Origin of the sequence: Sulfurimonas sp. CVO (genome assembly GCF_009883775.1) — a bacterium.
GTDB lineage: Bacteria > Campylobacterota > Campylobacteria > Campylobacterales > Sulfurimonadaceae > Sulfurimonas > Sulfurimonas xiamenensis.
The window spans coordinates 1,145,332-1,168,729 of the sequence record NZ_CP033720.1 but is presented as its reverse complement, the minus strand read 5'-3'; the positions used below and the strand labels follow the sequence as shown (position 1 = coordinate 1,168,729).

General features: G+C 34.2%; 21 protein-coding genes and 1 tRNA gene. 15 read left to right on the top strand and 7 right to left on the bottom strand.

Annotated elements, in window-relative coordinates; translation table 11 throughout:
* Positions 1-2: 2 nt before the first annotated feature.
* The 10 genes from CVO_RS05865 (at position 3) to thiS (ending at position 13,744) form a co-directional block, all read left to right on the top strand.
* The gene (locus CVO_RS05865; protein WP_159570796.1) at positions 3-3,113 is read left to right on the top strand and encodes an efflux RND transporter permease subunit; all 3,111 of its coding nucleotides are present in this window, start codon (positions 3-5) and stop codon (positions 3,111-3,113) included.
* A gap of 71 nt (positions 3,114-3,184) precedes the next feature.
* Positions 3,185-3,261, top strand: a tRNA-Ile gene (locus CVO_RS05860).
* Positions 3,262-3,437: 176 nt separating this feature from the next.
* The gene (locus CVO_RS05855) at positions 3,438-4,997 is read left to right on the top strand and encodes a type I restriction-modification system subunit M (protein ID WP_159570794.1); all 1,560 of its coding nucleotides are present in this window, start codon (positions 3,438-3,440) and stop codon (positions 4,995-4,997) included.
* Positions 4,981-6,198: a restriction endonuclease subunit S gene (locus CVO_RS05850; RefSeq protein WP_159570792.1), complete on the top strand. Its 1,218-nt coding sequence runs from the start codon at positions 4,981-4,983 to the stop codon at positions 6,196-6,198. Before CVO_RS05855 ends, CVO_RS05850 begins: the two co-directional genes overlap by 17 nt.
* A gap of 75 nt (positions 6,199-6,273) precedes the next feature.
* Entirely contained in the window at positions 6,274-7,485 is a 1,212-nt protein-coding gene (locus tag CVO_RS05845) for a hypothetical protein (protein WP_159570790.1), read from the top strand.
* Between the two features lie 95 nt (positions 7,486-7,580).
* Positions 7,581-8,543 carry a Fic family protein gene (locus CVO_RS05840; RefSeq protein WP_159570788.1) on the top strand — a complete coding sequence of 321 codons (963 nt, stop codon included), beginning with the start codon at positions 7,581-7,583 and terminating at the stop codon, positions 8,541-8,543.
* Entirely contained in the window at positions 8,536-11,679 is a 3,144-nt protein-coding gene (locus tag CVO_RS05835) for a type I restriction endonuclease subunit R (RefSeq protein ID WP_159570785.1), read from the top strand. The genes CVO_RS05840 and CVO_RS05835 overlap by 8 nt, the downstream gene beginning before the upstream one ends.
* 143 nt (positions 11,680-11,822) lie before the next feature.
* Positions 11,823-12,842 carry an amidoligase family protein gene (locus CVO_RS05830; protein ID WP_159570782.1) on the top strand — a complete coding sequence of 340 codons (1,020 nt, stop codon included), beginning with the start codon at positions 11,823-11,825 and terminating at the stop codon, positions 12,840-12,842.
* A complete protein-coding gene (locus CVO_RS05825; RefSeq protein WP_159570779.1) occupies positions 12,818-13,495 on the top strand; it encodes a gamma-glutamyl-gamma-aminobutyrate hydrolase family protein in 678 nt (225 codons plus the stop codon). The genes CVO_RS05830 and CVO_RS05825 overlap by 25 nt, the downstream gene beginning before the upstream one ends.
* Positions 13,496-13,543: 48 nt before the next feature.
* A complete protein-coding gene (gene thiS / locus CVO_RS05820) occupies positions 13,544-13,744 on the top strand; it encodes a sulfur carrier protein ThiS (RefSeq protein WP_152299137.1) in 201 nt (66 codons plus the stop codon).
* Here thiS and acpS read toward each other — a convergent pair.
* The 5 genes from acpS to CVO_RS05795 all read right to left on the bottom strand — a co-directional run bounded on the left by acpS (position 13,721) and on the right by CVO_RS05795 (position 17,316).
* A complete protein-coding gene (gene acpS, locus CVO_RS05815) occupies positions 13,721-14,086 on the bottom strand; it encodes a holo-ACP synthase (RefSeq protein ID WP_152299138.1) in 366 nt (121 codons plus the stop codon). The genes thiS and acpS overlap by 24 nt on opposite strands.
* 17 nt (positions 14,087-14,103) lie before the next feature.
* The gene (locus tag CVO_RS05810) at positions 14,104-14,361 is read right to left on the bottom strand and encodes a hypothetical protein (protein ID WP_152299139.1); all 258 of its coding nucleotides are present in this window, start codon (positions 14,359-14,361) and stop codon (positions 14,104-14,106) included.
* A gap of 78 nt (positions 14,362-14,439) precedes the next feature.
* On the bottom strand, positions 14,440-15,786 hold the full coding sequence (gene radA / locus CVO_RS05805; protein WP_152299140.1) for a DNA repair protein RadA: 1,347 nt from the start codon (positions 15,784-15,786) through the stop codon (positions 14,440-14,442).
* An 81-nt stretch (positions 15,787-15,867) separates the two neighbouring features.
* Positions 15,868-16,746, bottom strand: a complete 879-nt coding sequence (ftsY, locus tag CVO_RS05800) for a signal recognition particle-docking protein FtsY (RefSeq protein ID WP_152299141.1) — start codon at positions 16,744-16,746, stop codon at positions 15,868-15,870.
* Complete coding sequence (locus CVO_RS05795) at positions 16,747-17,316, bottom strand: TlpA family protein disulfide reductase (RefSeq protein ID WP_159570776.1); 570 nt, start codon at positions 17,314-17,316, stop codon at positions 16,747-16,749.
* Positions 17,317-17,381: 65 nt separating this feature from the next.
* Between CVO_RS05795 and CVO_RS05790 the strand changes: the two genes are divergently transcribed.
* Both CVO_RS05790 and rny read left to right on the top strand, forming a co-directional pair.
* Positions 17,382-17,954, top strand: coding sequence for a 5-formyltetrahydrofolate cyclo-ligase (locus CVO_RS05790; protein ID WP_152299143.1), 573 nt, complete (start codon positions 17,382-17,384; stop codon positions 17,952-17,954).
* 1 nt (position 17,955) lies between these two features.
* Positions 17,956-19,524 carry a ribonuclease Y gene (gene rny / locus CVO_RS05785; RefSeq protein ID WP_159570773.1) on the top strand — a complete coding sequence of 523 codons (1,569 nt, stop codon included), beginning with the start codon at positions 17,956-17,958 and terminating at the stop codon, positions 19,522-19,524.
* Positions 19,525-19,550: 26 nt separating this feature from the next.
* On the opposite strand, the gene CVO_RS05780 is transcribed toward rny, so the two are convergent.
* A complete protein-coding gene (locus CVO_RS05780; protein ID WP_152299145.1) occupies positions 19,551-20,444 on the bottom strand; it encodes a cation diffusion facilitator family transporter in 894 nt (297 codons plus the stop codon).
* A gap of 77 nt (positions 20,445-20,521) precedes the next feature.
* Here CVO_RS05780 and cmoB point away from each other — a divergent pair, with 77 nt between their 5' ends.
* Positions 20,522-21,406, top strand: a complete 885-nt coding sequence (cmoB, locus tag CVO_RS05775; RefSeq protein WP_159570770.1) for a tRNA 5-methoxyuridine(34)/uridine 5-oxyacetic acid(34) synthase CmoB — start codon at positions 20,522-20,524, stop codon at positions 21,404-21,406.
* 2 nt (positions 21,407-21,408) lie between these two features.
* Positions 21,409-21,837, top strand: coding sequence for a hotdog domain-containing protein (locus CVO_RS05770; protein WP_159570767.1), 429 nt, complete (start codon positions 21,409-21,411; stop codon positions 21,835-21,837).
* A gap of 14 nt (positions 21,838-21,851) precedes the next feature.
* Here the strand turns inward: CVO_RS05770 and CVO_RS05765 are convergent, their stop codons facing one another.
* Positions 21,852-22,445, bottom strand: coding sequence for an MBL fold metallo-hydrolase (locus CVO_RS05765; protein ID WP_152299148.1), 594 nt, complete (start codon positions 22,443-22,445; stop codon positions 21,852-21,854).
* Between the two features lie 177 nt (positions 22,446-22,622).
* Here CVO_RS05765 and CVO_RS05760 point away from each other — a divergent pair, with 177 nt between their 5' ends.
* On the top strand, positions 22,623-23,396 hold the full coding sequence (locus CVO_RS05760; RefSeq protein ID WP_152299149.1) for an NAD+ synthase: 774 nt from the start codon (positions 22,623-22,625) through the stop codon (positions 23,394-23,396).
* Positions 23,397-23,398: the final 2 nt, after the last annotated feature.

Genomic DNA, 23,398 nt, shown 5'->3' with positions numbered 1-23,398 from the left:
AAATGATTCGCCGTTTTTTAGAGTTTTCGATAGATAAACCACTTTTAAACCATATTTTACTAACTTTTGTTTTTGTGCTCTCTGTCTTTTCATATATTAATATTCCAAAAGAGATTTTTCCGCCTATGAATATGGACAAAGTTACCATTGCAGGCGGATATTCCGGTACTTCAGCTGATGTATTGGACAAGATGGTTGTAAAAACCATTGAAGATGATCTACAAAATATAAGCGAACTAGATGTTATTGAAACAACCATAAAAAATGGCTCATTTTCAATAATAGCAGATATCAAAGCAGGATCTGATAATGCAAATGTATTGAATGATGTAAAAGATATAGTAAGCAGTGTTAAAAAAGATTTGCCTGCAGATATGGAAGAACCTATTGCAAAAATACAGCTGCATAATTTTCCCCTGGCGCTAGTAGCTTTAGCGGGTGATAGACCAAAAGAGGAGCTTTTACAAAGAGCAGAAGAGCTAAAGAGTCAGCTTAGCAGGCTAAAAGATCTTAGTGAAATTACTATTCGAGGCGATGCCGATGAAGAGTTGGTTATAAAGATAAATGAACAAAAGCTTTTAGCTTTTGGACTTCAGCCCTCTTTGGCAATAGAATCACTAAAAAATATAAGTTCGGTTTTTCCGGTAGGAACGATTAAAGAGAGAGGTTCTCATTTATATATATCTACATATAACGGAGAAAAAAGCGAAGAAGCAATAGAAGATACTATTATAAGTATCGGAGATACTAAAGTTCGTATAGGCGATATAGCAGATGCATCATTTCAGCTTAGTGATGAAGCAGAACTTTCTCACTATAACGGTATGAGAAATATATCTATAAATATTTCAAAATCCAAAGAGGGTAATGCGATAGCACTTGTAAAACAGGTGCGTGAAATCTTAAAAGAAAATACAAAACTGCATCCAGAATTACAGTACAAAATATATGCTGATACTTCTGTTTGGATTAAAAATCGGCTTAATATTGTTTTTGCAAATATAATCTTTGGCCTGATGCTGGTTTTTTTGGCGATGCTTATATTTATAAACCGCGGAATAGCTTTTGTAGTTGCTTTAGGTATTCCTCTTAGTTTTATGATTGGTCTTATTGCAACAGAGATTATGGGGGACTCTCTTAATATGCTCTCATTGCTAGGTGCTCTAATAGCTCTTGGGATGCTTGTAGATGAGGCAATTGTTGTTGCAGAAAATATTTACAGACACTTAGAAGAGGGGATGGAGAGAAGAGAAGCGGCAATAGTCGGAGCGCAGGAGATGTTCCCGGCGGTTCTTACTGCAACGCTTACAACGGTTTTTGCATTTTTACCGATGCTTTTGCTTAGCGGTGAGATGGGAATGTTTATAAAAATAGTTCCTATTATGATTACCGTACTTCTTTTATCATCTCTGTTTGAAGCATTTTACTTTTTGCCGCTGCATGCACATGACTTTTTAAAGGTTTCTCATAATGAGAGTTTTACAAGAAAGATTTGGAAAAAACTCTCCTCTTGGCATAACGCTTTTTTACATTTTGTATTTAAGAGAAGAAAGACTTCTTTAGTAGTTATAGTGGTAACTATTTTGTCTATAACGGGAGTGATGATTAAAAACGCTAAGTTTCAACTCTTTCCTGATTTTGACACAACACAGGTGTATGTATATGGAAAAGTAAATGTTAACAATGAACTTGAAGATACGGAAACTATCGTAACCGAACTGGAAAAAGAGCTTTTAAAAAATATAAAAGGCGACGATATAGCATCTATAACTTCTGTTATAGGCTTCAAGCTTGATGCCAAAAATATGGCTGAGACGGGTGAACATCTTTTTCATATATTTATAGATTTAAGTGAGCGTGCTCCCGATAATGCATTTGACAAATATGTAAGCCCTTATCTCTCTATCGAGTATGATAAAGAGAGTTTGATAAGACAAAGAGATGCAAAAGAGATAGCTGTAGATGTTCAAAAGGTAGTAGAACCTTTTAGAGAGATAAAAAAAGATGATAATTTGGTTTTTGAAGAGCTCATTGTAAAAGTTCCCGGAGCCGGTGTAGTTGCTTCAGATATCGAGATAAGCTTAAGTGCCGGTGATGATGAGCAAAAAATGCTAAAAGGCATAAAAGAACTTGAAAATGCACTAAGAGCCATAGATGGTGTCAGCAATATATCAAACGATGCAACACCTGGAGAAAAGGAGTTGAAGCTTCGTGTTAACGAGTATGGACAGCAGTTGGGCTTTAATGAAGAACTTATATCAAGAGAGCTTAGAGCATACTACCTAAAAGGCGAATATGGCAAAATGTTTAACGAAAGCGGCCTTGTTCGCATAAAAATAGAGAGCGGTATAAATGAGCAGATAAGTTCTATAGATACTTTGGAGGTTAAAGTACCATCTTCAGATCAATTAGTTTTGTTGCGAGATGTTTGTGATTTTATCATAACCCAAGGATTTGTGGCTCTTCAAAAAGAGAACGGTGTAAGAATAAGAACAGTTTTGGCTTCCATTGATAAAGAAGTAATAACTTCTGGCGAAGTTATGAAAAAGCTTGAACCTGTATTTGCAAAATTAAAAGATGATGGTTATGTAGTTGATATAAAAGGAGAAGAGAAAGAGAATGCTAAAAATCAAAAAGAGATGCTTCAAGCGGCATTTATCGCAATCTTTTTGATATTTATAACTCTAGTTTGGTTATTTGATTCCATAAAAAAATCTCTTATTGTTTTAAGCACTATACCATTGGTTTTGCTTGGAGTTTTCATTGGACATATAGTTATGGGAATAAACCTCACTATGCCAGGGTTGATAGGAATAGTAGGTCTTGCCGGGGTCGTTGTAAATGATGGACTTATAGTGGTCAATTTTATCAAAAATGCTAAAAATACGGAAGAGTTGATGAAGCAGGCGCAAACAAGATTAAGACCTATACTTTTAACATCATTGACAACTGTTTTGGGACTTTCAACACTTATCTTTTTTGCTTCAGGACAGGCTATGATACTTCAGCCGATGGCAATTTCACTCGGATTTGGAATAGCATGGGCTACATTCCTAAATCTTATCTATGTACCTCTTCTTTATGCCTTAGTTTTCAAAATCAAAGATGCATAAAAATCAGAAAACTCTAAGGTAAATTAAATTATAATTCCGACCTACAAAGCATTTGCTTTTTTAGAAACAGTGGGTTCTTAGCTCAGTTGGTTAGAGCCCCCCGCTCATAACGGGGTGGTCATAGGTTCAAGTCCTATAGAACCCACCACTTACTTTAGATAATTTTAAGCTTCCGCCCATTCAACAACTAAGTGCAACAATCTAAATCATACTTTATTTTTAAAATTTGTATTTTAGATTTATGTGATTTTATAACAAATTTTATATCTATTTAGTGCTATTTAGATAGAATAACCCTATATTAAAATTTAGGTATTTTTATTAATGGCAAAAGAGAAGAAACAAAAAAGTATGGAAGAGACTCTTTGGGAGAGTGCGAATAAACTCAGAGGAAGCGTTGAGTCAAGCGAATACAAACATATAGTTTTAGGACTTATTTTTTTAAAGTTTGTAAGTGATACTTACGAAGAACGCAGAGAACAGCTCATAGCCGAAGGCAAAGAGGCATTTGTCGATATGGTGGAGTTTTACACCATGGAGAATGTCTTTTACCTGCCCGAAGAATCACGCTGGAGCTACATAAAACAAAATGCTAAACAAGATGACATAGCCCTTAAAATAGACACGGCACTCTCTCACATAGAAAAAACCAACAAATCGCTCAAAGGGGCATTGCCCGACAACTACTTCTCAAGATTAGGGCTAGATGCAAGTAAGCTCTCCGCACTCATAGACACCATCAACAACATAAACACCATAGCAGACAAAGGTCACGATATAGTCGGGCGTGTGTATGAGTACTTTTTGAGTAAGTTTGCCATAGCGGAGGGCAAAGGCAAAGGAGAGTTTTACACTCCAAAGTCCATAGTAAACCTCATAGCAAATATGATAGAACCATACAAAGGCAAGATATACGACCCTGCATGTGGAAGTGGTGGTATGTTTGTGCAGTCTGTCAAGTTTATAGATGCTCACAACGGAAACAAAAAAGACATTTCAGTCTATGGTCAAGAGTACACGGCAACTACTTACAAACTAGCAAAGATGAACCTAGCCATCAGAGGAATCTCTGCCAACCTCGGCGATGTACCTGCTGACACATTTTTTAAAGACCAACACAAAGACCTAAAAGCCGACTTCATCATGGCGAACCCGCCATTTAACCAAAAAGATTGGAGAGGTACAAACGAACTGCTCGATGACCCACGATGGGCAGGATACGACACTCCACCAACATCCAACGCCAACTATGCTTGGATACTCAACATGGCATCAAAACTCTCTGTAAACGGTGTAGCTGGCTTCATCCTTGCAAACGGAGCACTTAGCGGTGGCGGTGAAGAGTACAAAATACGAAAGAAACTTATAGAAAATGATTTGGTAGAGGCTATAGTGATTTTACCTAGAAATCTTTTCTATACCACAGACATAAGCGTAACACTTTGGATACTCAATGCAAATAAAAAGCAAAGAGAATTTGAGCAAAATGGTAAAACTAAGGTTCATCGTAACAGAACAGATGAGATACTCTTTATGGACTTAAGACAAAAGGGAGTGCCGTTTGAGAAAAAGTTTACACAGTTTGACGAAGAGACCATCGAAGAAGTAACGACAACTTATCATACATGGCAAAGTGACAAAGAAGCTTACCACGATATAGCAGAATACTGTAAAAGTGCATCAAAAGATGAAGTGATAGCAAAAGACTACTCGCTCGTGCCTAGCAAATATATAGAGTTTGTAAACAGAGATGAAAACATAGACTTTGATACAAAAATGACTACACTGCAAAGTGAATTTGCAGAGCTACTCAAAGAGGAAGAAGAATCAAAAAAAGAGCTGCTAGAAGTATTTAAAGAGTTGGGTTATGAGATCAAACTATAAAAGGCTAGGACAGTTTATACAGCAAGTAAGTGTAAAAAACATTAATCTAGAAGTTGATAATCTTCTGGGTGTAAGTATCACTAAAAAATTTATTCCTTCTATTGCCAATACTATCGGCACAGATATGTCAACATATAAAATAGTGAAAAAAAATCAGTTCACATACGGCTCTATAACTTCACGAAACGGAGATAAAATATCTGTAGCACTACTTGAAGATGATGAGGCGATAGTTTCTACATCGTACACAGTATTTGAAGTTACAAAGCAAGATGAACTGCTCCCTGAATACCTCATGATGTGGTTTAGAAGAGAAGAGTTTGATAGATATGCCAGATATATGTCACATGGAAGTACAAGAGAAGCTTTTGGCTGGGATGAGATGTGTGAAGTAGAACTACCCATACCATCCATAGAAAAACAGCGAGAAATAGTCAAAGAGTACCACACCATCGTAGATAGAATCAAACTAGGCGAACAACTCAACCAAAAACTAGAAGAGACCGCACAAAGCATCTACAAAGAGTGGTTTGTAAATTTTGAATTTCCAGATAAAAATGGTAAACCATATAAATCAAACGGTGGTGAGATGGTTTATTGTGATGAGTTGGAGATGGAGATACCGAAGGGGTGGAAATATAAGAGGCTAGATACAGTTGGTGAAATTGTTACAGGTAAAACACCAAGAACAAATAATATAAATAATTATGGAAAAGATATCCCATTTATCACTATACCAGATATGCATAATAAATTATATGTAAATAATACAAAAAGATTTTTATCTAAAATTGGTGAAAATAGCCAAAAAAATAAAACTTTACCAAAAAACTCTATTTGTGTTAGTTGTATTGCAACTCCTGGTTTAGTTGCCTTAATATCAAAAAAATCTCAAACAAACCAACAAATAAACAGCATTAAGTGTAATAATGACTTTAGTTATTGTTATGGCTACTTTGCATTAAAAGAACTTGGTATAAAAATAAAAGAATGGTCTCAAAAAGGATCTATAGGTGCAAACTTTAATAAAACTGAGTTTTCACAACTTAAAGTTTTAGTGCCTACAAAAAATGTCCAATATAGTTTTCATACTTCTATAGATAACTTTTTTAAATTAATAAAATGCACTTCTGAAGAACTTGAACTATTGGTTGAAATGAAAGAAATTTTACTTTCAAAAATGGCAACTATAGAGGGGTAAATATGTATAAATATCAAAAACGATTCATCCATGTAACATATACTTTTTTTCTAAAGCTTTTAGAAGTGAGGATAAATGCATAATATTTTTGAAACATTACAATATGATCCTGATTTGACTATTGATGAATATAATTATGTAACAAAAGAAGTTTTTTTGAAGCACTTTAAGGATGAAACAACATTCTTGAAAAATAAAGAGTTATTGAGAACAGAGCTTGTCAACTATATAAAATATATAGCAAAAAAAGAAAAATTTGAACAATTATTTGAAAAAGTCTTAAAAGTTTTTAATGATGCAATAGCAAAAGATAAAAATAAAGTCATTAAAGAATTGGCTTTAAATTTATTAAAAATTTCAAAAACTGATAGTCTATATTTAGCATATTATATTAGGCAACCTAAAGATTTTTCATCATACTCTCCAAGAGAATTTGCGGAATATCATTTTGATGTGATATATGAGATTTTAGAAAGTTGCTATAAACCAAGAATAGAATTATTTTATAAAATTTATACATTTGATAAAGATGGTGTTTTACCAGATACAGCAGGCAAAAATTTTGGTGATACACTGAATTTGATAAATTGGTTTGATGAATTAACTAAAGACCCAATATTAAATATTGTATTTAGTCAATGGAGAAATATTGCTACACATAAAGATTTTGAGATTGGAAAGAATAGTATCAAAGTAGAATATGGGCAAAAGGACAACAGAAAAACCAAAACTCTTAATCATAATCAACTAAAAGAGATTACTTTTTACATACATAGTGTTTACAATGCTTTAAGATTGGCAGAGGTTATTATCTATTTGAATTACACTGAAGAAATAATGGCAACAGACGAAGTAAAAAGTATTGCATTTAATATACGAAGTGAAGCATCGTTGCTACACATTATTCATAATATACAAACTGTTGGCTTTGAATTTCATTCTTTAAATGATAAAAAAAATATTTTTATATTAAATTTGTACATTAAAAAAAATAATGATCTACAAGAGTCAGTTATTCATGCATCACAAGTTTTTACAAAGCTTGCCATGGCATTAGATAATGATGAACTTCAAAAAGATAAATTTGATGAAATACAAATAAATATTTTAGATAAAAATGATGTTGTTATGGCAAGTGCTAAAATTGATATAAAATCTTGTATAGATTATTCATTTGGAAAAATTAATATGAACCAACTTATTGAAAATATTGCATATAAAATAGAGTCTAGAGGCAGCCAAATAGAAAATTCAGTTGGTTCCATTTTGGAACATACTTTAAACTAATGGAAAAATAAAATGAATAGCATTACAAACCTAATAAACCAAGGCGAAAACAAAACCCTAGAGTTTAAAGAGAGCTTACAAAAAGGCTATAAGCGATGAGTAATACTCCACCATATAAAATTACTTCAAAAATACTAAAACTCTCAACTCGTATTAGCGAAGAGCTGACAAAACTTCAATTCAACAAAGGATCAAAAGTAAACCCGATGCTTAGAAAAAAGAACCGCATCAAAACCTTAGCAGGTACTTTGGAGATCGAAGGGAATTTTTTAGGTGAAGAGAAGATCACAGCTATTTTGGACGGTAAAAAAGTTTTAGGTACCGTAAAAGAAGTTGCAGAAGTAAATGGAGCTATAAAAGCTTATGAGAGACTTGATGAGTACAAATACGATGAGTTAGACGATCTATTTCTTGCACACAAAATATTGATGGGTGAGATATTGTCGTCTGCTGGGAGCTTTAGAGGTGTAAATGTACAAGTGGGTGAACATATCGCCCCACAGCCTAGCATGGTAAATGACTTGATGACAAACCTTTTTGCATGGCTAAAAAACAGTGATGAGCATATGCTTTTGAAGTCGTGTATATTTCACTATGAGTTTGAGTTTATACATCCGTTTTCAGATGGAAACGGTAGAATCGGAAGACTTTGGCAAAGTGTTATCTTAAACAGCTTTAATCCTATTTTTTCACTTCTACCGACAGAGAGTATAGTAAGAGATCATCAAGAAGAGTACTATAAAGCTATAGAAAACTCAACTGAGTTAGGAGAAAGCACACCATTTATAGAGTTTATGCTTGAGATGATATTGCAATCCATGCAAAAAGTAAAAAATGATGTCCCTATAAATGTCCCTAAAGATGTCCCAATAAAAAGGCTGAATAAAATAATTGAACTTGTCATTGAAAATAGAGATATCACAATAGCACAACTTGCAAATATGTTAGAAGTGTCTGACAAAACAATCAAAAGAGATATAGCAAAACTAAAAGAGCAAAATAGACTTACAAGAGTCGGAAGTCTAAAATCGGGGCACTGGGAAATATATCATGGGTAAATTTACAGAAGAGAAACTAGAACTGGCATTTATAGAGCTACTTGATGAACAAGGCATAAGCTATCAGTACGGCAAAGATATACAAAGAGGTGATAGTGAAGTACTTCTAGTAGATGATTTGAGAGCTTATCTAGCTTCTAGGTATAAAAGCGATAATATCACACAAAGTGAAATCACTCAAATTATTCGTAAGCTAGAATCATATCCTGCAAGTGATCTCTACGATACAAACAAATCTATCATGAAGCTTGTTTCTGATGGGTTTATATTTAAAAGAGAAGATGCAAATCAAAAAGATATCTATGTAGAGTTTATAGACTATGACGATGTACAAAATAACAATTTTAAAATAATTAATCAGCTTGAAATAACAGGCTACGAAAAACGAATCCCTGATGGCATACTGTATATAAACGGTATGCCATTGGTAGTGTTTGAGTTTAAAAGTGCCATAAGAGAAGACGCTACCATACACAATGCTTTTGTGCAGCTCACCACAAGATACCGCAGGGACATCCCAGAGCTTTTTAAGTACAACGCTTTTTGTGTCATAAGTGACGGAGTAAACAACAAAGCAGGCTCCTTTTTTGCTCCCTATGAGTTTTTTTACTCTTGGAGAAAGATTACAGGCGATGAAGTAGAGGTTGATGGGATTGCATCGCTTCACAGTATGATTCAAGGTATGTTTAACAAAGAACGCCTTGTAGATATTATCCATAACTTTATCTACATGCCCGACAAATCAAAAAAAGAGGAAAAGATAGTTTGCCGCTATCCTCAGTACTATGCTACTAGAAAGCTCTACGAAAATATCAAAGAGCATCAAAAACCTCATGGTGACGGTAAAGGCGGTACATACTTTGGTGCTACTGGGTGTGGCAAGAGCTTTACCATGCTTTACCTCACGCGAATGCTTATGAAAAGCGTACATTTCTCTAGCCCTACCATCATACTTATTACCGATAGAACCGACTTGGATGTGCAATTAAGCAGCCAGTTTTCAAATGCCAAAGGTTTTATTGGTGATGATGGCATAGTAAGCGTAGAGAGTCGTGAAGATTTAAGGCAAAGACTAAGCGGTCGTGAAAGTGGCGGAGTCTTTTTGACTACCATTCATAAATTTACCGAAGATTTAGAGATACTTAGCCGGCGTTCAAACATCATAGTCATATCTGATGAAGCACACAGAAGCCAGATAAATCTAGACCAAAAAGTAAAAGTGACAAAAGACGGCGTAAAGAAAACTTATGGTTTTGCAAAGTACTTGCACGATTCACTTCCAAATGCTACTTATGTTGGCTTTACAGGAACACCTATTGATGCTACGCTTGATGTCTTTGGTGCTGTGGTAGATAGCTATACCATGACGGAATCGGTACGAGATGAAATTACCGTAAGAATTGTTTATGAGGGAAGAGCCGCAAAGGTCTTACTTGATAATGCAAAGCTTCAAGAGATAGAAGAGTACTATGATGAGTGTGCAGAGCTTGGAGCAAACGAACACCAAATAGATGAGAGCAAAAAAGTGATGGCGAACATGAATGCCATTCTTGGAGACCCAGACCGCATAAAAGCTTTGGCTAAAGACTTTGTAGAGCATTATGAAAAAAGAGTGAGCGAAGGGGCAACACTTAAGGGTAAAGCTCTTTTTGTATCAAGCAGCAGACATATTGCATACGCACTTTTTCAAGAGCTTATTGCCCTACGACCTGAGTGGAATGAACAACGAGTATGTGATGAGGCTGTTGTGCTAAGTGATAAAGAGAAAAAAGAGATACTTCCGTTAGAACGACTCAAAATGATTATGACTCGAAATCCAGATGATGAAAAAGAGTTGTATGATGCGCTTGGAACAAAAGAGTATAGAAAAATGCTCGATACACAATTTAAAAATGAAAAATCAAACTTTAAAATTGCAATAGTTGTAGATATGTGGCTTACGGGGTTCGATGTGCCATTTTTAGATACCATCTATATAGACAAACCCATACAGCAACACAATCTTATCCAGACAATTTCTAGGGTTAATAGAAAATATGCAGGTAAAGATAAGGGGCTTGTAGTTGATTATATCGGTATTAAAACCGCTATGAACAAAGCACTTAAACAGTTCTCACAAATAGATAGTCAAAACTTTGAAGATATAAATGCTTCTATAGTGGTAGTAAAAGACCAACTCGATTTATTGTCAAAGTTATTTTATAGATTTGATAAAACTTCTTATTTTCAAGGTACACCAATCCAACAACTAGAGTGCTTAAATCTTGCCAGTGAGTTTGTACAGCTTACAAAGGAGTTAGAAACTCGTTTTATGTATGTAGTCAAAAGACTCAAATCGGCTTACGATATTTGTTGTGGGAGTGAAGCGTTTAGTGAGGATGAAAAAGACCATATTCACTTTTATTTGGCTGTTCGTTCTATTGTTGTAAAGCTGACAAAAGGTGAAGCTCCTGATACTACTCAAATGAATGCAAAAGTCGCTCAAATGATTAGTGAAGCTCTTAAAAGTGACGGGGTAGAAGAGATATTTAAACTAGGAAGCGAAGACGAAGCTCAAATAGATATTTTTGATGAAGATTATATCAACAAGATAGAGAAGATAAAGTTACCAAATACGAAAATAAAACTACTCCAGCAGCTTCTGGCAAAAGCACTTGAGGAGTTCAGCCGAGTAAACAAAGTAAAAGGCGTAGAGTTTTCCAAAAAATTTACTGCTCTTGTTGAGAAGTATAATGAACGCAAAGAAGAAGATGTACTAGTGAGTAATGTTTTAAATGATTTCACTGATGAGATTATCGATCTTTATCACGAACTGCGAAAAGAGAAAGAGTCTTTTGGTGATATGGGAATAGACTTTGAAGAGAAAGCTTTTTATGATATATTAAAAGCGATAGCGCATAAATATGATTTTGATTATCCTGAAGACAAACTCATTATGCTTGCCAAAGAGGTAAAAAAAGCTGTTGATGATAAAAGCAAATATACCGATTGGAATATAAGAGAAGATATAAAAGCAGAACTAAAAGTTGATCTGATTATGCTGTTGGCAAAACACGGTTATCCACCGATTACAAAAGATGAAGTGTTTAAAGAGATATTTGAACAGGCTGAGAATTTTAAAAGGTTCAGAAAATAAGTTTATAATGATTGTTTTGATGGATTATAAACTTGAATTGGAGTTTATATAAAAAAGAATTTTTTGTAAAAATATATATTATTTCTATAATTTAATTGTGCTAAAATATTATTATCAGCGCAATTAGAAAGGGGAGGTAGATTTTGAATTTTGAATATACAAACATTATAGATTCCAAGTATAGACCAAAACTTTTTTATAAAAAAAACAAAAGTGATAGAAGAGTCGGTGTTGAAATAGAGTATTCTAATTTACCTCTTTTAAACAGTGCGGCTGTTGTTTCATCATTGTTCGGCGGGAATATAGTTGAGGTAAATAAATATAAAGTAATACTTAAAAAGACGAAATATGGTGATTTTACATTTGAATTAGATGCTATGTTTTTACAAAAAATAGAAAGTAAAGGGCTGTTTACAAAATTAAGCAGCGTTATAGGAACAATATCGAGCGATATCAATGATTTGCTTGAAAAAACTTCTAAAAAATTTATTCCTTTTGAGATATCTTCACCGCCTATTCCTATTTCAAAACTGCCATTACTTGATAATATGATAGATAAACTCAGGCTTCAGGGTGCATTAGGTACTACTTACTCTTTTCAATACGCCTTTGGTGTTCACTTTAACATAGAACCGCCAAGTGACGAGATGGGTGATATACTGAAAATTTTTAAATCTTTTTTGATTTTACAGAAGTGGATAGAAGTGCAAAGCGAGCTTGATATAGCTAGAAAAATGTCCCCTTTTATTAATGATTTTCCAAAAGAGTATATCAGGCTTGTTGTAAACAAAGAGTACAATCCAGATAAAGAGCGCTTTATAGAAGATTATCTTTTTTACAATCCAACTAGAAATCGTGTTTTAGATATGCTGCCAATGTTGGCACACTGGGATGAAAAAAGAGTAAGAAAACAGCTGCCTGATGAAAAAATCAATCCTAGACCGACTTATCATTATAGACTTCCAAATTCAAAAATTGATCTCTTTAGATGGAATCTTTCTGTAGAGTTTCAGTTATGGGTAATTGTGGAGCTGTTGGCAAACAATGAAAAACTTTTTGAAGAGATGAGTGAGAAATTTTTTAAAAAAATAGAAAAAGCAATCTTTAGCAAAGATGAATGGGTAGAGGAGTGTCAAAAATGCGTACTAGAGCTACTGTCATAGTGACAGGTCCCAGGAAGGGAACAATTTCGAGATTTTTTATATGTTTTGCGCTTTTTTTGGCAGGTGTGAAGTCAAAAGTAGTAATACCGGGTGATGATATAAAAAATTTAAAAATGGATGGTTTGATTATCAGCGGTGGGGATGATCTTTATCATGCACTGTTTGAGCAAGAGACATGTGAACTTGAAGAAGTTATTAACTATCAAAGAGATCTTTTAGAGTATACCTTGTTGTATAGAGCGGTAAAAGAAAAAAAACCGGTACTTGGCATTTGCAGAGGTTACCAGCTTATTAATGTCTTTTTTGGAGGCACTCTGCATAAAGATATCAGAAAAGGTGATTATAAGTATAGATATACCCCTTTTCCTTGGAAAAAAATAGAACTCAAAGAAGATGGACTTTTATGTGAAATAGTGCAAAAGCAGAGTTTAAAAATTAATACTCTGCATTATCAAGCAGTTGATAAATTGGCAAAAAAATTTAGGCTCGAAGCTGTTGATGATTATAATATTACTCAAGCAATATCATCAAAAAGTCATGATTTTTTAATTTTTGGTGTTCAGTGGCATCCAGAGTATCTTTTTTATATGAAAAGCCATTTTAAAATTTTTAAAAAATTAGTAGAAGCCGTATATGCAAGAGTTGAACAATAAAACAGTGTAAATAAAAAATAAGATATTATTTTAAAAAAAAGAGAAATGATGAAACTTATAATAAACGGTGAAATAAAAGAGTTTAGCGAAAATGTAACTCTTGAAAATGTTTTAAAAGAGTTGGGATTAACAGATAAAGTTATGGCAGCAGCCGTAAATATGGAGATAGTAAAACAAAACCAGTGGGCAACTTATACTTTAAAAGATAATGATAAACTAGAGTTGTTAGATTTTGTCGGCGGGGGCTGATTCAATGGCTACTACAGCTATGGCATAATCCCCGTCATGAGTAATGGAGAGACTGGAATCTAAAATATTAAAATTGTTTAAAAGTTTTTCTGATAATTTTAATTTTGGTGCACCGTTTGATGTTTTATATATAGCAATATCATGAAAGCTGCATTTTGAGCCTATGCCAACTCCCAAGGCTTTTGAACAGGCTTCTTTTGCTGCCCAAAAGCCAGAAGCTGTTTTATAGTTTTTAACAAGCTTTATTTCTTCTTTGGATAGAAATTTAAGAAGGGCTTTTTCGCCAAATCGCTCTATAAAGAGATTCATGCGAGATGTTTTTATAAGATCTATTCCAATCATCTGTTATATATCAAATATTAATTACAAATAGTTATGTTTAAAGTTTTGATAATTTCTTCAAATATATCGCCAGCCTGACGATCCATATCATCTTGATATTCGATAACCATTACATCTTTTTTATCAGTTATATTGCATATATATGTTTCAGGTTTTATATCATATTTGGCAATTATTTTATCAACAGTGGAGCATACTAATTTCGCCTCTTCTTTTCCTTCATATGCTATTGATAATTTTGCGTATTTTTCTTCACTTTTTACTTGAGCATCCATCTATCTGTTTCCTTTTAAATATTTATTAGAGCGGATTATACTATGAATAGATTAAAACAGATTTTAATGTTTGTTTAATCAGTACCACTCCAGCAATTTTGTAACTTCATCTACAATAAATGTTTTGATATTTGATTTTTCCAACGGTTTTTTTGCAACAAGTGCTTTGGATATATTTTGCATGCTTGCCTCTTTAAGTCTTGCATCCATTGCAAAAACATCTCTAACATCACCGACAAGAGAAACTTCGCCTATAAAAACGGTTTGTTTGGAAATCGCACGATTGCGAAAACTGCTGATAATTGCTGCTAATATTGCCAAATCCGCAGAAGTTTCGTTTATTTTAATACCGCCTGTAATATTAATAAAAACATCATATCCAGATAAAGGAATTTCAAGTTTTCTCTCCAAAAGTGCAAGCAGCATATTTAGTCTGTTTGTATCAAAACCTGTAGCCTGTCTTTTAGAGTTTGCGGTATGCGACTCTGAAACAAGAGCCTGTACTTCGAGTATAATCGGGCGGGAGCCTTCCATAACAACAGTCAGAGCTGATCCCGCCTGTTCTGAGTTGCGGTTGAAAAATCTTGAAGCTACATCAGTTGCTGATACAAGTCCATTGTTTTTCATCTCAAAAACACCGATTTCGCTTGTCGGCCCAAAACGGTTTTTAAATCCTCTTAAAATCCGAAGTTCCTGTGAAGAGTCGCCTTCAAAATATAAGACGGTATCAACCATATGCTCTAAAACTCTTGGACCGGCGATTGATCCCTCTTTTGTAATATGCCCAATAATAAAGATAGCGATGTTTTTATCTTTTGCAATACGCATAAGCTCAAAGGTAATCTGTCTTACTTGAGTTACAGACCCCGGTGCAGATGCGATATTTTCGGAGTAGAGTGTTTGAATGGAGTCGATAATTAAAAAAGTATAATCTTTATGTTCAAGTTCTGTTAAAACCTGCTCAAGTCTTATCTCGCTCAATAGATATAAAGTATCTTGATTTGCACCGAGTCTATTTGCGCGCAGTTTTATCTGAGAACCTGACTCTTCACCTGTTACATACAGAACATTTTGTCCGCTTGAAGCTATATCTGCACCGACTTTTAAAAGGAGTGTCGATTTTCCAACACCCGGACTTCCTCCTATAAGTGTCAGTGAGCCCGGCACAACTCCTCCGCCAAGAACCATATCCAGCTCTATATCTTTAGAGCTAAATCGAAATACCTTCTCTTCTTTTATCTCATTTATGCTGATTGCTTTTGCGGAGGTGCTTGATGCTGATTTTGTTTTTTTTACAACTTCTTGCTGGTGCTCATTAAGCTCTATAAATGAGTCCCATGCCCCGCAGTTTGTGCATTTGCCCATCCATTTTGGTGTTGTAAATCCGCAGTGTTGACACTCAAAGAGAATCTTTTTTTTAGACATAAAATAAGCCTTTATAGGAGAGTTGTGCGATTATACTTATTTTAAAGTGTTCTCTTGTAAAATATGGCACTTTGCCATATTTTACTCCTCTTCAACATAGATTACATCAAGCAGACTGTCAACAAATTCATACTTATCAAAGGGTGTTAAATTTTCAGGCTGCTCGCCTGTACCTACAAAAAGAATCGGGAGCTCAAGAGCATAAGCTATACTAAAAACACTTCCGCCTTTTGCCGTTCCGTCAAGTTTGGTAATAATAATTCCATCTACACCAATCATCTCGTTAAAAGCTTTTGCCTGTGCTATTGCAGAGTTGCCTTGTGTGCCGTCTATGATTAGTATCGTTCTATGAGGTGCACCGTTGTGAGCTTTGTCGCATATACGGGCTATCTTTTTAAGTTCATGTGCAAGATTTGTCTGTGTATGAAGTCTTCCTGCAGTATCTATGATAACATTGTCAAATTTTCTGGATTTTGCAGAATCTATAGTGTCGTAAGCAACTGCAGAACTGTCATGTCCCTGTTTTGAAGCGATTATAGGAATATCAAGTTTATTTGCCCATAGTGTAAGCTGCTCTATAGCAGCCGCTCTAAATGTGTCCCCGGCGCCAAGTATCACTTTTTTGCCTTCGCTTTTATATTTATATGCCAGTTTTGAGATAGTAGTTGTTTTTCCGGCACCGTTTACACCGACAATCAACTCTACAAAAGGAGGTGTAAACTCAGGCTCTTTATATGTTGTGTAAGCAAGCGTTGCAAGTAGTTTTGAACGAAGAATGTCACGAGTTACTTTGCTTTGATATATCTCTTTTAAAATTATCTCTACTAATTCATACTCAACATCAGCTTCAAGCAGAATATCTTCAATCTCCTCTTTGGAAAAAGAGAGTTTCTTTTTTGGAACTACTGACTTAATCGCCTCAGCAGTTTTGTTAAGGGATTTTTTTATAAATCCAAACATCTATTTTCCTAAAGCGTTTTTGATATCACTCTCAATAAACTCTTCCGCGGTAGCACCGACATAATGATTGATTAATTTTGCATTTTTGTACATCGCCATAGTCGGAATAGGGTATCTGTCTCCAAGTCCGAGCTCTTTTACAATCTCATCACTTAAACGACGGTTTTGGTCTGAATTTACTAAAATATATTTCGCGTTGTATTTTTCTGCAAATTCTTGTAATTTTGAGTTTTGAATATTGTCCTCTATGGTTACACCGATAACAATAATATCTTCTTTATATTTTTCTTGCAACGAGCTTAAATGTGGTGCTACAGCACGACAAGGAGGACACCATGTTGCAAATATATCAAATATTACTATTTTATCATTTGCTCCTTCTAAAATAAAACCTGTACCCTCTTTTTTTACAACATACTGTTTTTGATCAATACCTGTAAGCACATACTCTTTTGTTGAAACTAATTGATTTACACTTTGAGCATTCTCAGTTTTTTCTTTATTATCAGAGCAGCCTTGAAATAAAATTGCCGATAAAATGGAGAGTGATAAAATATAATTTTTTAGCATAGATTTACCTTGTTTTCTGTTTTTTTGAGTTAAAATAACTGAAATTATAACCATAAAGATTTTATATGTCTCTTACAAAAGCTACTTTTAGACAAAATTGTCTAAGGAAAATTAAAAACAGTCCTAAATATAATCGTTTTTATAAAAATGCCAAGATAAATATTGAACTTCAAAAAGAACTTAAAAAGTTTAAAAATAAGAAAATACTTTTTTATACTTCATTGCCTTTTGAAGCTGATACGGCAAAATCAATAAAAATAATGAGAAAAAAGTATGATATTTATGTGCCGTTTATGCAAGGCGAAAGTTTTAAGATGGTACCATTTAGATTACCGCTTAAAAAAAAGAAATTTGGAATTTATGAAGCGGGAAACAGTTTAAGAAATATTAAAAAAATAGATATAGCTATAGTGCCAGTTGTTGGTGTGGATGGAAATTTACAAAGAGTTGGTTTTGGAAAAGGAATGTATGATCGTTTCTTTGCAAAGTTGAAAAAGAGACCGTACACAATTTTTATACAATCAGAATTTTGTTACACAAAAGAGTTTATTTGTGATGAGTATGACATTACATGCGATTTAATTATTACGCCACGCGTTAAAGTACGAAATAAAAATATGGCTATAAACAGGAAGTAAAATGTTAAATGAGATACTAATTGGTGGTGTGACAGCTACCGTTAGTGGGCTTATTGGATTTTTCATTTCTAAAAAAATAACTAATGCTAATTTTGATATTTATGTCGAAAAAGCTAAAGCTCAAGCCGGTGCTATTGAAAATGAAGCACAAATGCTGCTCTACAAAGCTAATATAAAATCTCAAGAGATAGAATTAGAAGCAGTAAAATTGTATGAGAGTGCAAAAGAGAGAGCTAAAGCAGATCTTCGCCAAAGAGAAGATGATATTATAGTAAAAGAGCAAAATTTTAAGCGCTATAAACAAAATGAAGAAAAAAGACTTCAAGATGAAGTAGCTATTTTAAAATCGAGACAAGTTGATTTAAAAAGAAATGAAAAATCTTTAGACTCACTAAAAAAGAGATATGAAGAGAAAATAGATGAAGCACTAGGTGCGATTGAGCACTGTGCAGGAATGACAAAAGATGAAGCAAAAATTGTTCTATTTGAAAAAATAGAAGAGAAATCTCGGGCGCAGATAGCTCATATTGTAAGACGGTATGAAAATGAGGCAAAAGTAGAGGCTAAAAAAAGAGCAAACTATATTTTAGCTCAGGCAACAAGCAGATATGCAGGTGAATTTGCCGCAGAGCGCCTTACAAATTTAGTGCATCTTTTTGATGATGAGTTAAAAGGGCGTATAATAGGTAAAGAGGGAAGAAATATTAAGACTCTTGAAACTCTCTTAGGTGTAGATATTATTATAGATGATACTCCAAATGCGATTCTTGTAAGCAGTTTTAATCTTTATCGTCGTGCAATTGCAACAAAAACTATAGAGTTATTGATAGAAGATGGTCGTATTCAGCCGGCTAGAATAGAAGAGATTTATAGTAAAGTTTGTGATGATTTTGATGCAAATATACTCAACGAGGGTGAAGAAATTATCGCAGATTTGGATATCGGCGTGATGCATCCTGAGCTTATTAAACTTATTGGCAAGCTTCGTTATCGTGCAAGTTATGGGCAAAACGCACTTGCGCATACTCTTGAAGTTGCTCATTTGGCTGGAATAATGGCTGCTGAAATGGGCGGAGATGTCAGATTGGCAAAAAGAGCAGGGCTTTTGCATGATATAGGCAAAGCTTTGACACATGAGCATGATGGGAGTCATGTTGATTTGGGTGCGGCGATTTGTAATCGTTATAATGAGCATGGTGTGGTTATAAATGCGATTTATGCGCATCACGGATACGAGGAGATGAATTCGATAGAGTGTGGTGCAGTATGTGCTGCAGATGCGTTGTCTGCGGCAAGACCGGGTGCAAGAAGAGAGGTGTTGGAGAGTTTTCTAAAAAGAGTTACAGAAATAGAAGAGATAGCGTCAGAGCATACCGGTGTAAAACAGGCATATGCAATCAATGCGGGGCGGGAAGTAAGAGTAATCGTAAACGCTTCTCTTGTAAATGATGATGAGTCTGTTTTAATGGCAAAAGAGATAGCAAAAGAGATAGAAGAGAAAGTTCAGTATCCGGGCGAGATAAAAGTAAATGTTATTAGAGAAAGCAGAGCTGTTGAATTTGCGAGATAAAACATAAATGAAACTATCTAAAACAACTAGATAGTTTCTTCTATATCGTTTATCTCTGAATCATCATATGGATCCATATGTATAAGCACATGAACATTTTTATCTTTAAAAAGTTGTTTTAATTTCATCTCTAATTTATCTGCTACAAGATGTGCATCATAGAGTGATATGCTTACATTAAAGACAAGATGAACAGATATAAATATATGAGAGCCTGATTCTCTTGTTTGAAGCTTGTGATAGTCAGTTATATCTGTTTGACTTTCAATAGTATCTGTAATCTTTTTTATATCATCTTCAGACAATGCAGCATCAAGAAGCATTAAAATACCCTCTTTTATAATAGGCATTGCCGAATAAATCATATAGATGCCAATACAAATACCAAGAATAGGGTCAATTAATCCTTCTCCTGTTAGCGAAACAAGCCCAAGTGCTAAAAGAACCGCGCCGTTTGAAAAAATATCTGTTTTATAGTGAAGCGCATCTGCTTTTATAACCATATTGTTTGTTTTTTTAGCAACACTGTTCAAGTACATTACAAGCAAAGATGTAATTAAAATAGAAAGAAGCATTACTGTAATACTTTCGTTTACATAGTTCATTTCTCGAGGATAAATTATTTTTATAAGCGCTTCATAAAGTATAAATAGTGCTGAGAGAGAAATTACAGTACCCTCTATAACTGCTGCAAGTGGTTCGATTTTATTTCGTCCATAGTTGAAATTGTTGTCTGGGTCCTTTTCAGCATTATGGAGTGCAAAGTAGTTAAACAAGGATACTGTCAAATCTAGCAAAGAATCAATTGCAGAAGCTAAAACTGCAATAGAACCGCTTAAGATACCAATTGTCATTTTCATAACAACAAGCAGTGCTGCTACTGAAGTTGAAACAACTGTTGCTTTTTTTTCTACTCTCATTTTAAATCCTATATCTTTTAAGATACAATTATAATAAAATTAATATTTTATAGTAATTAAAGACAGGGTGTAAAAATATGAATTTACAAGAGTTGAGAGAAGAGCGTCTTAAATGGATGAAATGGAAAAATATAGCACCGCTTCAAGAGGCTTTAAAGAGTTTAGAGGATGGCTCTTGGGAAGTAGAACTTGGTGATATAATAAGTGTTAATGGAGCTGCTCCAAAAGATGTAGATAAAATAGCAAAAATGATGATGCCTTGGCGAAAAGGACCTTTTAAACTTTTTGATACATTTATTGATTCAGAGTGGAGAAGCTATATCAAATACAATCTTCTGCGAAAACATTTTAATCTAAAAGATAAAAGAGTTGCCGATATAGGGTGTAATAATGGGTACTATCTTTTTAGAATGCAGGAGGATGCACCAAAATCTTTAGTAGGTTTTGATCCTTCGCCTCTCTATAAAACACAGTTTGAATTTATCAACCATTTTGTAAAGAGTGATATTGTTTACGAACTTTTGGGCGTTGAGCATTTGGAATTTTATGAAGAGAAGTTTGATGTTATTTTTTGTCTGGGAGTTCTTTATCATAGAAGTGATCCTGTTGCAATGTTAAAATCTCTTTATAAGGGTCTTGATAAAAAAGGCGAAGTGATTCTTGATACATTCTATATAGAGGGTGATGATGAGGTGTGTTTATGTCCCGAGTCATCTTATTCTAAAATACCAAACATCTACTTTGTACCGACAATAAAAGCTTTAAGAAATTGGTGTCTAAGAGCAGGATTTAAGAGTTTTGAAGTTCTAGAAACTTCAGTTACAAATAGTAATGAGCAGAGAAAAACTGAATGGATAGAGGGAGAGTCTTTAGAGAACTTTTTAGATGAAAATGATAAAAGTAAAACTGTTGAAGGCTATCCGGCACCTGCAAGGGTATATGTAAAATTAACGAAAGGATAAAGATGAATAAGAGTATTGAAACGAAATTAAAAACGCATAAAAAGATAAATCGTAATTTATGTGGTGAGATACAGAGACTTGAAGATGGATTTGTAGAATTAAAATTTGTAACGGCTCCTGAAATGGTCGCTGACTCTAAAAATTTAATCCATGGAGGCTTTATCTTCGGTGCAGCAGATTATGCCGCAATGGCTGCCATAAATGAGGAAAATGTTGTTTTAGCGGCAAGCAGTTGCAGATTTATCGCTCCTGTAAAGCTTGGAGATATAGTTGATTTTACTGCTGAAATTAAAAGCACAGAAGGCAGAAAAAGTAGTGTATATGTAATAGGAAATGTTTTAAGTACAAAAGTTTTTGAGGGTGAATTTAAAACATTTGTTACTGAAAAACATGTACTGGAATTAAGTTCTCTTAAAACAAAAAATGCTTAGGAGTAGAAGACTTTTTAAAGATTTTCTATCCAGTAATCGCTATATTGCTGCTCTTGTTTGATGGTTGTAGTATTTCCATGTCCTGGATATATAGTTTTGTCATACGGGATTTTTTTAAATTTTTCAAGTGATTTTTTCATATCCTGCGGGGATGAGTATGGAAAATCAGTTCGTCCGATAGAGCGTTCAAATATAAAATCGCCGCTAAACATAGCATTGCCTATCTCTATCGTTGAGCATCCAGGTGTGTGTCCCGGAAAGTGGCGAAACTTTACTTTAATACCCTCAAAATCAAACTCTTCATCCGGTTTTACTTCCACATCTGGTTTTGAAGGCGGCAGATCCGGCATCCATGAGCTGCTTGATAAGAGCATAACATCATCTACTGGAGTATAAAGGGGAACCTTTAATTTCTTCTGCAGTTCGGCATTACTCCATACATGATCAAAATGTCCGTGTGTATTTAATATTGCGACAGGATTTGTTACATTTTTCATAACCCACTCCGTGGCGCCGATACCAGGATCAATGATAAAATCTTTTTTGTCTATGGTGACGATATAGCAGTTTGTTTGATAATCTCCCATTGCTTTAACTTGTATTTTCATTTTTTTACTTTTCATTTTTTTTTTGACAAATTGTAACAAAAAAGCAGAGCAGTTTTGTTGTTTTTTGTAAAAAATATTATAAAAAATGCAATATGTTCTTAAGGTTACCAAAATTTGATATAATATTTTTTGTTAAGCCCTGATAAAGGGCACTTATTACTTTTTTAGGGGTTAGTAATGAAAAAATATGAGCAAATAACGGAATATTTGCAACAATTTTTAAATGATGAAGTTCATAAAACTGGACTTGAGAATGTTGTTTTAGGTCTTAGCGGTGGAATTGATTCAGCTGTTGTTGCCGTGCTTGCTCAAAAAGTTTTCAAAGATAATCTTTTATGTGTCAAGATGCCTTCGCATTACTCTTCGCAAAGTTCTTTGATTGATGCGGATGAGTTATGTCAAAATTTTGGATTAAAATCTGTCACGGCTTCAATTGAACCGATGTTAAGAGTTTATGAAGAGTTGAATCCAGATATGGATAATTTAAGAAAAGGCAATTTTTCAGCACGGCTCAGAATGGCTACAATCTTTGATATCTCGGCTAAACAAAAAGCTTTGGTTTTAGGAACAAGCAACAAAAGCGAGTTGCTGTTAGGTTATGGAACTATTTATGGGGATTTGGCGTGTGCCATAAATCCGATAGGTGACTTGTACAAGAGTGAAATTTATGAGTTGGCAGAGTATCTGGGTGTGCCAGAAAGCATTATAAAAAAGGCTCCCTCAGCAGATTTGTGGAGTGGTCAAAGCGATGAAGCAGATTTGGGTTATACATATGCACAACTTGATGAAATGCTTAAACTTTATGCCGAAGAAAAACTTTCTAAAGAAGAGATGGTTCAAATGGGTTATAACAAAGAGATGATCGATATGATACTATCAAGAATATCGCGCAATCAGTTTAAAGGCAAAATGCCTGTTATAGCAAAATTAACCTCTAACAATATATTATAAGG